The following is a 13838-nucleotide window of genomic DNA, read 5'->3' as shown; positions in this document are numbered from 1 at the left end:
ATATTAATGAGTATCACACCTAAAAAAAAAATACTACTAGTTACTACTTCATTGGCAGAAGGTGGAGCTGAAAGATCTACGGGTTTGTTATCAGTTTTATTGTCGGAGATGGGCTATAAAGTTCATATTGTTACTTTTCTAGACAAAGTTGAGTTTCGATATGAAGGAGTACTTTTTAATATGGGCAAACTAAAAGAGGCTAACAATACTTTTTTGGGACGTATAAAAAGATTTTTAATTTATAAAAAATACATAAAAACACATAAATTTGATTGGATTATAGACAGCCGAACAAGATATAGAACATTAGTAGAAATTATTTTCTCGAAATTATTTTACACTAAAAAATCTAATCTGATTTATATGGTTCGAAGTTTTAATATTAGTTGGTATTTTCCTAAAAATAAAATAGTAGCTAAGAATATTTATAAATCAGCAAAATATATTATAGGTGTGTCAAAAGAGATTAAAAATGAAATCGAAAAAACTTATCAATACAATAATGTAAGAAGTATTTATAATCCGATTGATTTTGAAAATATTAATGAATTAGCTCTAAAATACAAAATTTCTGAAAAATATATATTAGCCTATGGGCGAATAGATGATGAGGTAAAAAATTATTCTTTATTAATAGACGCTTATAGCTTTTCCGAATTGCCTAAAAACAATATTTTTCTTTATATATTAGGCGATGGGAAAGATTTAAAAAAATTGAAAGATAAAGTAGTAAAACTAAAATTATCAGATAAAGTTAAGTTTTGTGACAAACAGGTAAACCCATTTCCGTATGTTAAACAAGCAATTTGTACGGTATTAACAAGTAAATTTGAAGGGTTTCCTAGGGTTGTTATCGAATCCCTTGCTCTAAATACGCCAGTAATTTCTGTTAATTGCAAATCAGGTCCTGAAGAAATTATTATTAACAAAAAAAACGGGCTCTTAGTAGATAATAATAACATAGAATTACTTAGTGAAGCCATGAATAAAATGGTTTTAGATCACGATTTGTATAGTCTTTGTAAAAAATACGCCAAAGATAGTATAGAATATTTATCTTTAGAAAATATTAGTAAAGAGTGGAATAAATTATTAGAAAGTTAAATGACAACAATACACGACGTTAGACTTATTGAAATCCCTAAAATTGAAGACCCTCGAGGGAATCTTTCAGTTATTGAGGGCAGTACAATCTCTTTCGAAATTAAGAGAGTTTACTACTTATATGATGTGCCTAGTGGCGCTGAAAGAGGAGGGCACTGTCATATACATCAACATGAAATTTTAATTGCGCTAAGTGGTAGTTTTGATGTTATATTAAAAGATGGTTATAAGCAAAAAAAAATAACACTTAATAAACCTAATTTCGGATTGTTAATCGTAAACGGAATTTGGAGGGAATTAGCTAATTTTTCATCTGGTTCTGTATGTTTAGTTGTTTCTTCAGATGTTTTTGATGAAGAGGATTATATAAGAGATCTTGAAGAATTTAAATTATTTAAAAATAGAATTTCCAATTCCTAAATTAGCTAAAAATAATTTTAGGAGGATTAATTTTTTTAAAATGGGAGTAGGTAATTTAAGTAAAAGCCTTTTTTTGAAGCTCAAATTAGTTAAATTAATTTCTTTTATTACTTTCTCAAAGCTTGCATAATTATCATTTAATTTGTTTTTTATTGCAGCAGAGAAACGATTTAAATCTAAATATTTTTTTAACTCTTTATTGGTTTTTTCTTTTTCTACATATTTTAGAAAACTACTTTCTTCAAAAATATAATTAGAAGTTCTAGATACACTTTGCTCATCATATACATATCGTGCTATTGTTTTCCAGATAAATACAATAGGATATTGCAAACCAATACGAATCCATAAATCAGTATCTTCTGAAATTTTTATATTTGGATCAAAAACACCAGTTTTTTTAAATATACTTTTATGAAAAACGGAGCTAGATGTCCAAATGGCACATTCTTTTTCACTAGCTTCAAAGAAGTTTATAATTTCAAAATCAGCATTTTTCTTTATCGAGTATTGTGCAGGGAAAATTGTTTTAGAAGTTTCTATTTCTATGGCGCTAGAAAACACTTTATATGTTGAAAATTTTTCAATATAAGTTTGCATTATTTCTAGATAATTTTCATACCAAAAATCATCGGCATCCAAAAAACAAATAAAATCTGATTTTGCCTGTTCAATTCCAAAATTTCTAGCAATAGAAACACCTTCATTTTTTTTATGAAAATAATGTATTCGTTTATCATTAAATTGAAACACTATTTGTTCACTATTGTCGGTAGATCCATCATTTACTATAATAATTTCAAAATCAATAAAAGATTGATTGAGAACACTTTTTAGAGTGTACTCTATATAATTTTCTTTATTGTAAAGCGGAATTATTATCGAAAAAAAAGGCATTTATTTAGTGTTTATCAAGCAAAAATAACCGATTTTGTATAAGTCTAAAATAAAAAGAGAAGGTTTTTTTGATTTTAAATTTGTTTCTAGTTTATTTTGATGTTTTTGAAATAATCTAGAAATAGTTGCAACTAATTTCAGGCGATATAATATGTTGTAAGTTTTCGTAATTTTTGTCTCAATGTAAAAAATATTCTGATTTTCAAAAAGGAATTGAAGTGTTTTTAAGGCGGTACGTGTTTTTGTTAAAAAAACATCTGAGGTGTCTGAATTTAAGTGAAATACGGTATTTTCACAGTGATAAATATTTATGTTTTTTAGCTTTAAATTTTGAATAAACATAAAATCTTCATATCCATATTTTTTTATTTTCTCATCAAACAAAATGGAACTAAATATTGTTTTTTCTATCAAAAAATTATAAACAAAAACGGAATTGTATGGTTTTTTGATTCTATTACTTAATGAACTAACTTCTCTTTTTTTTCCATATTTCCAACGAAGTAGTTTATCGTTTTCTGGTTTGTTTTTAGGGTATTCTATTCCTCCAAACACCACTTTTTTATTTTTTGTGATGAGTTTGATGTAGTTTGAAATGTAACTACTTGACCTTGGAAAAGTGTCGCTATCTAAAAAAAGGAGCCAATCATATTTAGCTTTTTTAGCGAGTACATTTCTTATTTTGCTATATCCGATGTTTTGAGAAAGCTCATTTAAACTACAATTATCTAGCTCGTTTATTTTTTGATTTTCTTTTAAAAAATAATTTGACCCATCATCTAAAACAATTATTTCATACTTAATTCCAGTTGCCAAAGCTTGATTATTTAGTTCTTCAACCAATGAAAAAGCATTGTAATTATAAGTAGGAATTAATATTGAAAGCATCAATTAAGTTTTAAAAATCCAAATATAATCATTTCTATTGATGATGATATGGTTCGTTCTTCAAAATTGTAAATCCACGATACAATTGTTCGATAAAAAATAGCCGAACCATTTGGTGCGAAAAAGTCATTTGAGAAAGCGAAATTTTGCCAAAAGTTTTCTTATAAACGTCATCACTAAATCCATACGGTCCGCCAATTACGAAAACTAATGTTTTAATTCCTGAGTTCATTTTTTTTTGTAATTGGTCAGAAAAAGCAACACTGGAAAAGGTTTTTCCGTTTTCGTCTAACAAAATTAACTGATCTGTTGGCGTAATTTTAGACAAAATAAGCTCGCCTTCTTTTTCTTTTTGCTGCGTTTCGGATAAGTTTTTTACGTTTTTAATATCGGCAATGATTTCTAAATCAAATTTAATATAAAATGACAAGCGCTTTGTGTAATCATCAATTAGGGTTTGCAAATTTTTATTATCGGTTTTACCAATGGCAATAAGTTTGATATTCATATTATTTGTATAAATGAATACAAATTTAATAAAGTACAATTAAGGGTTTGTTTATTTTGGCAAAAAAATAAATTTTATTTGTTAAAGTAGGAGAATACGGTTTTTAAATGCGTATTGGTTTTCGAAAAGATAAAAACATTAAAGAAGCTGGCAATTGTTCCTGCAATGCACCAAGAGCGAATCCAGATGAAAAAAAAAGGTAGCGTTCCGAAAGTGTTTGTGTTTACAATGGTTAGTACAAATGTTATAAACAAAGTGGTTATAAAACTTTTTGCTATTTTGTTTTTCATTTTAAAAAATTTTATCCCAATTTTCAAATGTTAAATCGGATAGCGTAAATTGATTAAGTGTGTTTATAAATGATTGGTATCCTAATTGGAAAATATATTTTAATTTGCAATTATGAGGTGCTAAAACGCAAGGCTTGCTATCGCAGTTTATGATAGGAGAATTGTCTTGCTCTAGGATATTTATTAAATTTCCCAAGGGTATGGTTTTTGTTTCGTTTGAAATATGAATTCCTCCATTTTTACCTCTTTTGGTGTGTATGTATTGGTTTTTAGATAAAAACTGAACCACTTTAATTAAATGATTTCTTGATATTTTAAACTGATCTGATAACTCATCTAAAGAAGTTGTTTTTCCTTCTTTTTGATGATTAAGATACATTAAAATACGCATACTAAAATCAGTAAAATGGTTCAGTTTCATTTTTGTTTTAATTCAAATTAAGTAATTGTGGTCCAAATTCTTCAAAAGAAATAAATTCTTCCTTTACGCCTATTTCTAATAATGCAGTGTATTGTGCTTTTATAAAAAGTTCTGGGCCACAAATATAATATTTTGCATCGTTTACTAAAATCTCTTTTTGCAATTCGGGGATATTAATTCGACCTAATTTTGCATCATGCTCACCACTTGTATTGGTTTCGTAGTAAAGATGCGTGGTTAGCCATTGGTTTGCTTGCTCTAATTTTTTAATATCTTCTTTAAAGGCATGTACCTCTTTGTTTCTACAACTATGTATCCAGACTGTTTTATGTTGTTTTAGTTCGTGAGTATTAGCTTCTAACATGCTCATTAGTGGGGTAATTCCTACCCCGCCACTAATAAGAACTAAGGGGTTTTTATTTTCGTTATCTATATGAAATACTCCAGAGGGAGCGCTAACTTGTATTATATCGCCTATTTTTTTGTCATGCATGGCATGCGAAAAAATACCGTTTGGTTTGTTTTGGTTTCCCATTTCTTTTTTTATCGAAATGCGATACCATTTGTCACTATTTGCAGATGATAAGCTATATTGTCTAGGTTGTTCATGTCCTAAAGCATCGATATATGTTTTTATAGATAGGTATTGCCCTGGTTTAAATGAAGGTAACTTTTCTCCATTTGTAGGCTCTAAATAAAAAGATTTTATTTCAGTACTTTCGGTAACTATTTTTGAAATTTTAAAATCTCTCCATCCATTCCAACCGCCTTCTTTTTCGATATTTTCTTTATACATACCTTCTTCAATATCGATCATTATTTGTGCTAGTTGTGTATAAGCAATAGTCCACGCATGCAGTAATTCTTCTGTGGCTGTTTCAGCTCCTAAAACTTCTTTGATAGATGCAATTAGATGGTTTCCTACTATATCATACTGTTTTGCAGTTACCTGAAGACTCACGTGTTTGTTTCCAATTAATTTTAAGGTGTTTATTAAAACCGTTGGATTGTCTATGTTTTCTGCATAAGCTAGTACCGCACCTGTTAATGCGCTTTGTTGTTTTCCGCTTGATTGATTTCCCATATTAAAAAGATTTTTTAATTCTGGATTATGTATAAACATGCGATTGTAAAAATATTTAACCAAGTCTTCCCCATTAGATTTTAAAATAGGAATAGTAGCTTTTATTAGGTCTTTTTGTGTACTTGTCATTTTATTGTTTTTAAAAATTTTATACAAAACTAATACATTTTTTATAAGTTGTATTTAAAATGAAACAATTAATTTTAAAAAAATAAATCTACTTCAATTTGATACAAAAGCTAAATAATTATGCCTTTGCGTAATTTTATCTTTTTTAAAGACTACAATTGTTTTAAATATGTATTATTTTAGCCTCATAATTTTATACAATATGATTTCAGAAACACAGTTTAACCAAGAATTAGAATTAATTATTACAAATGGTATTCGGGAAGATATAGGATCTGGCGATTATAGTTCGCTAGCTTGTATTCCTGTTTCAGCAATGGGAAAAGCCAAATTATTAGTAAAAGATACAGGAATTATTGCGGGTGTCGAATTTGCAAAAATGATTTTTAATCATGTAGATTCTAATCTAATTGTTGAAACTTTTATACAAGACGGAAGCCAGGTAGCGTATGGTGACGTAGTTTTTCATGTTTCTGGCAGTTCACAATCTATCCTAAAAGCAGAAAGATTAGTCCTTAATTCGATGCAAAGAATGAGTGCTATTGCTACAAAAACTAATAAATACGTACAATTACTTGAAGGTACAAATACCAAAATTTTAGACACTCGAAAAACAACTCCAGGTTTTCGTGCTGCCGAAAAATGGGCAGTAAAAATGGGCGGTGGCGAAAATCATCGTTTCGCTTTATATGATATGATTATGCTTAAGGATAATCATAATGATTTTGCTGGCGGAATAACTTTGGCTATAGCCAAAACAAAACAATACCTTGCAGAGAATAATCTCGATTTAAAAATTATTGTCGAAGCTAGAAATATAGCCGAAATAGAAGAAATATTACAATCCGAAGGCGTTTATCGAATTTTAATCGATAATTTTAATTTTGAAGACACAAAAACAGCTGTCAAATTAATTGGAAATAAATGTTTAACAGAATCTTCAGGAAATATCAACGAGAAAACCATTCGTGATTACGCATTATGTGGTGTCAATTATATTTCATCAGGTGCTTTAACGCATTCAGTTTATAATATAGATTTGAGTTTGAAAGCAATTTAACCTGCAACCTAAATTATGAGTCAAACTACAGAAGAAATATTAAAAAAAATCCCAGTAATTAAGCAATTAATTATTATTTTACAAAACATAAAACTCCCTTGGTTACAAGGAATTTCTTTATATGAATTAATCGATTTTTATCTTTCAGGAATTGTTCAAGGTGCCTTAAGTTATAGGGCAGCAGCCGTAGCATGGAGCTTTTTTATGGCGCTATTTCCGTTTATGTTATTTATTTTAAATCTTATTCCTTACATTCCAATAACAGGTTTTCAAGAAGATTTTTTAGGATTTGTACGAGCAAATGTGCCACCAACCACTTTCGATGCGATAGATAATATTATAAACGATATTCTACATAATAGTCATTCAGGATTATTGTCTACAGGGGGTATTTTGTCTGTTTTTCTAATGACAAATGGCGTAAATGCTGTAATGAGTGGTTTCGAAACCTCGCAACATATTGTAGAAAAAAGAGCCTATTTTAGGCAATATTTTGTAGCATTGTTTATATCGATGTTGCTTACATTTATCCTACTAATTACCGTTTCTGCGATTATTATTTTTGAAGTTTTTATACAAAGAACCATCATTCAAGACGTACTTTCTAGTAGAATTTCCGACAAAATTTCGCTAATAGAATTTGGTCGATATTCCTTTATCATTATCATGATAATCATGTCAATAGGAATACTTTTTAAATTCGGAATACGACAAACACGAAAGCGTGCTTTTATAACAATAGGTGTTGTATTTACCACTATTTTAATTATTTTGTCTTCGTATTTTTTCGGGATTTGGGTAGTAAGATTCTCAAAATATAACGAATTATACGGCTCGATAGGAACATTACTCATCGTAATGTTTTATCTTTGGCTAAACTGTATGGTACTGCTTTTAGGTTTCGAATTAGATGCGTCTATATATAAATTAAAACACCACCCAACTAAAAACCCACATTTATGATGATTAAAAAAATGACACTTTTGCTTTTACTTATTGGATCTTTTCAAATGCAATCCCAAACTGTTTTCGGAAAATGGAAAACCATCGATGATAAAACGGGACAAGCAAAATCTATTGTAGAAGTTTACGAAAACAGCGGAAAAGTTTACGGAGAAGTTATCGAAATTATAGATCCTTCTAGACGCAATAGGAAATGCGAAAAATGTGAAGGTCTAGATAAAAACAAACCCGTTTTAGGGCTAGTAATTATAAAAGGCCTTAAGAAAGAAGATGACGAATACAATGGCGGAAAAATACTAGATCCCGAAACTGGGAACATTTACAAATGTTTTATAAAACTAGCGGGTAAAGACAAACTCGAAGTTCGTGGTTATATGGGATTTTCCTTAATAGGACGTTCGCAAACTTGGGTTAGAGTGAAGTAGTAATTTAGTCTGAAGAATTATAAAACCATATAATGAATTCCGCTAAAGTAAAAAGGTAAAATATAGCACTCAATTTTATTTGTTATTCCATTTTGCCTTAGGATTCCTTCATTTTTTTTTTCATTCATAGATTAACGCTATTAATTACAGTATTTTGCATTAGGAATTGAAGTAAAAATCTTTTTTGAGGCTTTTTCTGCCTCAAAAAGATTACTTCATTATATTTAGGAGTTCCGTAAACTTCGTTTGTAGCGTAAATTCTAATCCATGTGGCAACCTCTGAAGATGAGATTAAAAAAAATGTTGTTTCTAGAATTAAGTATTTAATGCAAAACGAATAGCTACAACTCTAATTAAAGTTGTATTTATCTTAAATTTATATCATACCTATATTTATTGTTACAAAGGAACTTGTTATTAATAAGGATTACTAAAATAGGTGTAATATTTTAATTTTTAAAATTCAAACTAAAAATGCCATTCTTCATTCAAGTTATTTTACCACTTACACTTCCGCAAACGTTTACATATAGCGTTTCGGAGGCAGAATTCGAGTACCTGAAAATAGGTATGCGGGTAGCAGTTCCTTTTGGTAAAAGTAAATTTTATACAGGTTTGGTTTTGGAGCTACATCACAATGCGCCAACTTTATATGAGGCCAAAGAAATTCATCAAATTGTAGATCAGAAACCTATTGTAACCGAGGTACAATTGCAACATTGGCAATGGATTGCATCCTATTATATGTGTACGTTGGGCGAAGTTTTTAGGTGCGCTTTGCCATCGGCATTGCAATTAGAAAGCGAAACAATTATTTCTGCCAAAAAAGATTTTATTATTAATGAAAACGAGCTTTCGGACGAGGAATATTTATTAGTAGAAGCCTTAAAACAGCAAAGCTCTCTAAAAATTAGCGAGGTTACTTCGGTATTAAACAAAAAGAAAGTTTTACCCATCATTCAGCAACTTTTGGCTAAAAATGTTATTACACTTCAAGAAGAAATGATTGAAGAATACAAACCCAAATTGGTGCGTTATATTCGGTTGTTTTCCCAGTTTAATTCTAATGATAAATTGGAAGAATTATTATTGGTTCTAAAAAATGCACAAAAACAAAAAGAAATATTATTAAGTTATTTTCAGTTGCAAGCTACTACAAAAAAGCCTATTTCGGTTAAAGGATTGACTGAATTTTCTGGAGGAACCTTGGCAGTTATAAAAGCACTAATCGATAAAGAAATTTTCGAAGAATATTATATCCAAGAAGATCGAGTTTCGTTTGATGATGTAAACATAAGTCAGATTGTATTAAGCGAACCACAAAACAAAGCTTTATCGGCAATTGAAACAGTTTTTACTTCAAAAGAAGTTTGCTTGCTCCACGGAATCACCGCTTCGGGAAAAACAGAAGTATATATCAAGCTAGTTGAAAAATTTTTAGAGCAAAAAAAACAGTGTTTGTACTTGTTGCCAGAAATTGCGCTTACCACACAATTGGTTTCTAGATTAACCAAACATTTCGGGAATAAAGTAGCTGTTTTTCATTCGAAATATAGCAATAATGAGCGTGTTGAGGTTTGGAATCAGGTTTTAAATTCGTCCGAAAAAGCTCAAATTGTTATTGGAGCCCGCTCGGCACTATTCTTGCCTTTTCAAGATTTAGGATTCATTATTGTCGATGAAGAACACGAACAAACATTTAAACAAACTGACCCCGCACCAAGATACCATGCTCGTGATGCAGCAATTGTTTTGGCAAATTTTCATAAAGCCAAAGTGTTGTTAGGTTCCGCAACACCAAGCATTGAAACTTATTTTAATACTAAAAACGACAAATACGGATTGGTCGAATTGCACGAACGTTTCGGAAATGCTGTTTTACCAGAAATAGAATTGGTCGATTTAAAAGATAGCTATTTCCGCAAAAAAATGACAGGGCATTTTAGTCAAAACCTAATAGATGCTATTGCAGAAGCATTATCTAACGGGGAACAAGTTATTTTGTTTCAAAACCGTCGTGGTTATTCGCCAGTGATCGAGTGTATGACTTGTGGTCATGTACCACAATGTCCGCAATGTGATGTGAGTTTAACATATCATAAGTTCAAAAACCAATTGCGTTGTCATTATTGTGGGTATAGTATTGCCAAACCCACTAATTGTCATGCTTGTTCTAGTATCGATTTAACTTCTAAAGGGTTTGGAACCGAGCAAATAGAATTAGAATTGGCTTCACTTTTTCCAACAAAAAACATCAAACGAATGGACCAAGATACTACTCGAGGTAAATATGCTTTCGAAAAATTGATTGGTAGTTTCAAAAATAGAGAAATAGATATTCTAGTAGGCACACAAATGCTTGCCAAAGGTTTAGATTTTGATAATGTATCGCTTGTAGGAATCCTTAATGCCGATTCGATGCTATATTTTCCAGATTTTAGGGCTTTCGAACGTAGTTTCCAGATGATGACACAAGTATCGGGTAGGGCAGGAAGGTCTGATAAGAAAGGAAAAGTGATTATTCAAACCTATAATACTAATCACAATACGATTCAGCAAGTAGTGCAAAATGATTATTTGTCTATGTTTAATGAGCAATTGTATGAGAGAAAAATATACCATTATCCGCCTTATTTCAAGTTAATTAAATTAACCTTAAAACAAAAAGACTTCGATAAGCTAAAAGAAGGCTCTATGTGGTTGTACCAAGTTTTGAAACAGCAGTTTGATATTCCAGTTCTTGGACCAGAAGAACCAGCTATAAATCGTATTCGAAACGAGTATATTCGAACAATTTTGATAAAAATCCCGCAAGAAAAATCATTAGGAAATACAAAAAAAACCATTCAGAAAATTCTGAATAGTTTCGAGTCTGTTTCGCAATTTAGAGCTATCAAAGTAGGGGTAAATGTCGATTTTTATTGATTATAATTTGCTTTTTCAGCCATGATAATACTGTAATCTAAAAAAAGAAGAAGTCTAAAAGTTAAATTAATAATTTAAAGCTTTTGTTAAATCTTCTTTTTTGTTTCGACTTAACGGGATTTTAGTAACTCCTATTTCGGCAAATTTGCTATTAAATTTTTCAATCTTTTCAATATTAATGATATACGACTTGTGAACACGGATAAACTTTTCTTTAGGTAAATCTTGTTCAAAGGATTTCATCGTCGACAAAACAAGATGGTTGTCATCTTCGGTAGCTATTTTTACGTAATCACCGTAAGCTTCAATCCATTTTATTTTTGCAGTATATATTTTTAGTTTCTTTAAATTGCTTTTTATAAAAATATGATCGCCTTCTTCCTCAAGGTTATCTCTGCGAAGTTGGTGCATATCTAACGCCCGTTTTACAGCGGCATTGAAACGTTCTTTTGTAATTGGTTTTTGCAAATAATCTGTAGCATCATAATCAAAAGCTTTAACTGCATATTCGGCTTTTGAGGTAATAAATATGGTTTGAGGCTTTTCTTTTAGACCATCTAGGAGATTAAAACCGTTTATTATAGGCATTTCTACATCTAAAAAAAGTAAATCTATAGGCTTGGTTATTAAGCAATTTTTAGTTTCAATAGCATTAGAGAAATCGTCAACCAAATTTAAGTTAGGATGGGATTCTACTAGTTTGTTTACCAAAATTCTTTGTATAGCACTATCATCTACAACAATACAATTCAGTTTCATAATATCATTTTAATACATTGGTACAATAAATATAGTTTTTTTTATTTAGTAATCAAATATTTTTAGTAAAAAAAGGCATAATTGTCTATTATTTATATATTTCCCTTGTATATTAAAATATAAACACTACTTTTGCACCCATATTTTTAACAAATAAAATTTTATATTATGAATCATTATGAAACTGTTTTCATCTTGAATCCCGTTTTATCTGAAACTCAGGTAAAGGAAACAGTAAGCAAATTTGAAGATTATTTAACTTCAAAAGGAGCTACAATGGTATCCAAAGAGGATTGGGGCTTGAAAAAAATGGCTTACGAAATTCAAAACAAAAAAAGTGGTTTTTACCATTTATTCGAATTTACAGTTCCAGGAGAAGTGTTAATCGGTTTTGAAACTGAATTTAGACGTGACGAACGTGTTATGCGTTTCTTAACTGTAAGTTTAGACAAACATGCAATATCATGGGCTGAGAGAAGAAGAGCAAAACTAAAAGCAACTAAAGCGTAATTATTATGTCAACATTACAACAATCAGCTTCAGGAAAAAAAGACGGAGATATTAGATATTTAACGCCTTTAAACATTGATACGAACAAAACTAAAAAGTATTGTCGTTTTAAAAAATCTGGAATCAAATATATCGATTATAAAGATGCAGATTTCTTATTGAAATTCGTAAACGAGCAAGGTAAAATTTTACCACGTCGTCTTACAGGAACTTCATTAAAATACCAACGTAAAGTGTCAGTAGCTGTAAAAAGAGCGCGTCACTTAGCATTTATGCCATACGTTGCCGATTTATTAAAATAATTTTAAAACTAAAAGTTGTTGGTTTTTCTAAAATGAAAACCTAACTTCTCTAAAAGGACATCAACATGGAACTTATATTAAAACAAGACGTACAAAATCTAGGCTTTAAAGACGATATCGTATCTGTAAAAGCAGGTTACGGTCGTAACTACTTAATTCCTCAAGGATTTGCTCACATGGCAACTTCTTCTGCGAAAAAAGTATTAGCTGAAAATTTGAAACAAAGAGCTCATAAAGAAGCTAAAGTTGTTGCAGATGCAAAAACATTAGGAGATGCTCTTAAAGCTATCGAAATTAAAATCTCTGCAAAAGCAGGTGGTGAAAAACTTTTTGGTTCTATCACTAATATAGATATCGCTGAAGCTTTAGCTAAAGGTGGTCAATCTATAGACAGAAAATTTATTACTTCTGGTATCGTGAAAAGAACAGGAAAATATAATGCTTCAGTTCGTTTGCACCGTGATGTAATTGTAGAATTAGCTTACGAAATTGTTGCTGAACAAGCATAATTTCTAACAAATATTAAAAGCCTTCTTGTAAAAGAAGGCTTTTTTTTTATTTCAAAATTCAAAATTCGTTTTTCAACATTCAACATTTTTGATTTTGAAATCTAAGAAGTCTAAAAATCTAACAAATCTAAGAAGTCTAAAATGAAATACGACAGACTAACCAAAGAGCAATTTGAAGAATTGCATCCAGAATTTATAAATTTTCTTTCAACTCAATCTATAGATAAAGGAGAATGGGACAAAATTAAACTAGAAAAACCAGAAGTAGCCGAACAAGAATTAGATGTTTTCTCGGATTTAATTTGGGAAGGTGTGCTAACAAGGGCAGTATATTTAGAACACTTCTCTAAAAATTATATTTTTCTTTTTCATTGTTTCGATACTCATGTGCAATCGATAGTTTTGAAATCGGTGGTTCCGGAAACAAACTTTCTAACCAAAGAAGGTTTGCAATGGTTAAGCGACAACATGTTTACCGATAATATTGAAATGAAAGTAGGTAAAAAAGAATTTACCGAAGAAAGAAACACCTCTCTTTTCGAATTAATCAAACAAGGTGCTTTTTTGAGCGATGGCGAATTATTTAAACAAATAAATGGTATAATGAATTCCTAATTTTAGGGTTTAAATTCGATAAAATTGGT

General features: G+C 30.0%; 17 protein-coding genes. 10 read left to right on the top strand and 7 right to left on the bottom strand.

Annotated elements, in window-relative coordinates; all coding sequences use genetic code 11:
* Positions 1 to 6: 6 nt before the first annotated feature.
* Together B0A57_RS04110 and B0A57_RS04105 are read left to right on the top strand one after the other, a co-directional pair.
* Positions 7 to 1104: a glycosyltransferase gene (locus B0A57_RS04110; protein WP_034098655.1), complete on the top strand. Its 1098-nt coding sequence runs from the start codon at positions 7 to 9 to the stop codon at positions 1102 to 1104.
* A complete protein-coding gene (locus B0A57_RS04105; RefSeq protein ID WP_034098653.1) occupies positions 1105 to 1524 on the top strand; it encodes a sugar 3,4-ketoisomerase in 420 nt (139 codons plus the stop codon). It begins immediately after the preceding gene.
* Here B0A57_RS04105 and B0A57_RS04100 read toward each other — a convergent pair.
* The 6 genes from B0A57_RS04100 to hmpA form a co-directional block, all read right to left on the bottom strand.
* Positions 1495 to 2421, bottom strand: a complete 927-nt coding sequence (locus B0A57_RS04100; RefSeq protein WP_034098651.1) for a glycosyltransferase family 2 protein — start codon at positions 2419 to 2421, stop codon at positions 1495 to 1497. The genes B0A57_RS04105 and B0A57_RS04100 overlap by 30 nt on opposite strands.
* Complete coding sequence (locus B0A57_RS04095; RefSeq protein WP_011963966.1) at positions 2422 to 3309, bottom strand: glycosyltransferase family 2 protein; 888 nt, start codon at positions 3307 to 3309, stop codon at positions 2422 to 2424.
* Positions 3310 to 3343: 34 nt separating this feature from the next.
* Positions 3344 to 3817: a 23S rRNA (pseudouridine(1915)-N(3))-methyltransferase RlmH gene (gene rlmH / locus B0A57_RS04090; RefSeq protein WP_011963965.1), complete on the bottom strand. Its 474-nt coding sequence runs from the start codon at positions 3815 to 3817 to the stop codon at positions 3344 to 3346.
* Positions 3818 to 3891: 74 nt separating this feature from the next.
* The gene (locus tag B0A57_RS04085; protein ID WP_080731710.1) at positions 3892 to 4107 is read right to left on the bottom strand and encodes a hypothetical protein; all 216 of its coding nucleotides are present in this window, start codon (positions 4105 to 4107) and stop codon (positions 3892 to 3894) included.
* Between the two features lies 1 nt (position 4108).
* Positions 4109 to 4528, bottom strand: a complete 420-nt coding sequence (locus B0A57_RS04080; RefSeq protein ID WP_011963963.1) for an Rrf2 family transcriptional regulator — start codon at positions 4526 to 4528, stop codon at positions 4109 to 4111.
* A gap of 7 nt (positions 4529 to 4535) precedes the next feature.
* On the bottom strand, positions 4536 to 5741 hold the full coding sequence (hmpA, locus tag B0A57_RS04075; protein WP_034098647.1) for an NO-inducible flavohemoprotein: 1206 nt from the start codon (positions 5739 to 5741) through the stop codon (positions 4536 to 4538).
* Positions 5742 to 5943: 202 nt separating this feature from the next.
* Here hmpA and nadC point away from each other — a divergent pair, with 202 nt between their 5' ends.
* The 4 genes from nadC (at position 5944) to priA (ending at position 11114) form a co-directional block, all read left to right on the top strand.
* Positions 5944 to 6801, top strand: coding sequence for a carboxylating nicotinate-nucleotide diphosphorylase (gene nadC / locus B0A57_RS04070; RefSeq protein WP_011963961.1), 858 nt, complete (start codon positions 5944 to 5946; stop codon positions 6799 to 6801).
* A 15-nt stretch (positions 6802 to 6816) separates the two neighbouring features.
* Complete coding sequence (locus tag B0A57_RS04065) at positions 6817 to 7764, top strand: YihY/virulence factor BrkB family protein (protein WP_034098645.1); 948 nt, start codon at positions 6817 to 6819, stop codon at positions 7762 to 7764.
* Positions 7761 to 8189, top strand: coding sequence for a DUF2147 domain-containing protein (locus B0A57_RS04060; RefSeq protein ID WP_034098643.1), 429 nt, complete (start codon positions 7761 to 7763; stop codon positions 8187 to 8189). The genes B0A57_RS04065 and B0A57_RS04060 overlap by 4 nt, the downstream gene beginning before the upstream one ends.
* A 474-nt stretch (positions 8190 to 8663) precedes the next feature.
* Complete coding sequence (gene priA / locus B0A57_RS04055) at positions 8664 to 11114, top strand: replication restart helicase PriA (RefSeq protein ID WP_038466787.1); 2451 nt, start codon at positions 8664 to 8666, stop codon at positions 11112 to 11114.
* A 66-nt stretch (positions 11115 to 11180) separates the two neighbouring features.
* On the opposite strand, the gene B0A57_RS04050 is transcribed toward priA, so the two are convergent.
* Positions 11181 to 11873 (bottom strand): LytR/AlgR family response regulator transcription factor, encoded by a 693-nt coding sequence (locus B0A57_RS04050; protein WP_011963957.1) that lies wholly within the window; start codon positions 11871 to 11873, stop codon positions 11181 to 11183.
* Between the two features lie 168 nt (positions 11874 to 12041).
* On the opposite strand from B0A57_RS04050, the gene rpsF reads away from it, so the two are divergent.
* The 4 genes from rpsF to B0A57_RS04030 all read left to right on the top strand — a co-directional run bounded on the left by rpsF (position 12042) and on the right by B0A57_RS04030 (position 13809).
* Positions 12042 to 12383, top strand: coding sequence for a 30S ribosomal protein S6 (gene rpsF, locus B0A57_RS04045; RefSeq protein ID WP_011963956.1), 342 nt, complete (start codon positions 12042 to 12044; stop codon positions 12381 to 12383).
* Positions 12384 to 12388: 5 nt separating this feature from the next.
* Positions 12389 to 12685, top strand: coding sequence for a 30S ribosomal protein S18 (rpsR, locus tag B0A57_RS04040; RefSeq protein WP_011963955.1), 297 nt, complete (start codon positions 12389 to 12391; stop codon positions 12683 to 12685).
* 65 nt (positions 12686 to 12750) lie between these two features.
* Entirely contained in the window at positions 12751 to 13194 is a 444-nt protein-coding gene (gene rplI / locus B0A57_RS04035) for a 50S ribosomal protein L9 (protein WP_011963954.1), read from the top strand.
* A gap of 141 nt (positions 13195 to 13335) precedes the next feature.
* Entirely contained in the window at positions 13336 to 13809 is a 474-nt protein-coding gene (locus tag B0A57_RS04030; RefSeq protein ID WP_011963953.1) for a DUF6495 family protein, read from the top strand.
* Positions 13810 to 13838 lie beyond the last annotated feature (29 nt).

The sequence above is a fragment of the Flavobacterium psychrophilum DSM 3660 = ATCC 49418 genome (assembly GCF_002217405.1).
GTDB classification, from domain to species: Bacteria; Bacteroidota; Bacteroidia; order Flavobacteriales; family Flavobacteriaceae; genus Flavobacterium; species Flavobacterium psychrophilum.
The sequence above is the reverse complement of the archived record's forward strand: the minus strand, read 5'-3'. Positions and strand labels throughout refer to the sequence as shown.

Excerpts from the sequence above, each read along its gene's own strand:
- B0A57_RS04110 (WP_034098655.1), top strand. The coding sequence starts at position 7 with ATGAGTATCACACCTAAAAAAAAAATACTACTAGTTACTACTTCATTG.
- B0A57_RS04105 (WP_034098653.1), top strand. The coding sequence starts at position 1,105 with ATGACAACAATACACGACGTTAGACTTATTGAAATCCCTAAAATTGAA.
- B0A57_RS04100 (WP_034098651.1), bottom strand. The coding sequence starts at position 2,421 with ATGCCTTTTTTTTCGATAATAATTCCGCTTTACAATAAAGAAAATTAT.
- B0A57_RS04095 (WP_011963966.1), bottom strand. The coding sequence starts at position 3,309 with ATGCTTTCAATATTAATTCCTACTTATAATTACAATGCTTTTTCATTG.
- rlmH (WP_011963965.1), bottom strand. The coding sequence starts at position 3,817 with ATGAATATCAAACTTATTGCCATTGGTAAAACCGATAATAAAAATTTG.
- B0A57_RS04085 (WP_080731710.1), bottom strand. The coding sequence starts at position 4,107 with ATGAAAAACAAAATAGCAAAAAGTTTTATAACCACTTTGTTTATAACA.
- B0A57_RS04080 (WP_011963963.1), bottom strand. The coding sequence starts at position 4,528 with ATGAAACTGAACCATTTTACTGATTTTAGTATGCGTATTTTAATGTAT.
- hmpA (WP_034098647.1), bottom strand. The coding sequence starts at position 5,741 with ATGACAAGTACACAAAAAGACCTAATAAAAGCTACTATTCCTATTTTA.
- nadC (WP_011963961.1), top strand. The coding sequence starts at position 5,944 with ATGATTTCAGAAACACAGTTTAACCAAGAATTAGAATTAATTATTACA.
- B0A57_RS04065 (WP_034098645.1), top strand. The coding sequence starts at position 6,817 with ATGAGTCAAACTACAGAAGAAATATTAAAAAAAATCCCAGTAATTAAG.
- B0A57_RS04060 (WP_034098643.1), top strand. The coding sequence starts at position 7,761 with ATGATGATTAAAAAAATGACACTTTTGCTTTTACTTATTGGATCTTTT.
- priA (WP_038466787.1), top strand. The coding sequence starts at position 8,664 with ATGCCATTCTTCATTCAAGTTATTTTACCACTTACACTTCCGCAAACG.
- B0A57_RS04050 (WP_011963957.1), bottom strand. The coding sequence starts at position 11,873 with ATGAAACTGAATTGTATTGTTGTAGATGATAGTGCTATACAAAGAATT.
- rpsF (WP_011963956.1), top strand. The coding sequence starts at position 12,042 with ATGAATCATTATGAAACTGTTTTCATCTTGAATCCCGTTTTATCTGAA.
- rpsR (WP_011963955.1), top strand. The coding sequence starts at position 12,389 with ATGTCAACATTACAACAATCAGCTTCAGGAAAAAAAGACGGAGATATT.
- rplI (WP_011963954.1), top strand. The coding sequence starts at position 12,751 with ATGGAACTTATATTAAAACAAGACGTACAAAATCTAGGCTTTAAAGAC.
- B0A57_RS04030 (WP_011963953.1), top strand. The coding sequence starts at position 13,336 with ATGAAATACGACAGACTAACCAAAGAGCAATTTGAAGAATTGCATCCA.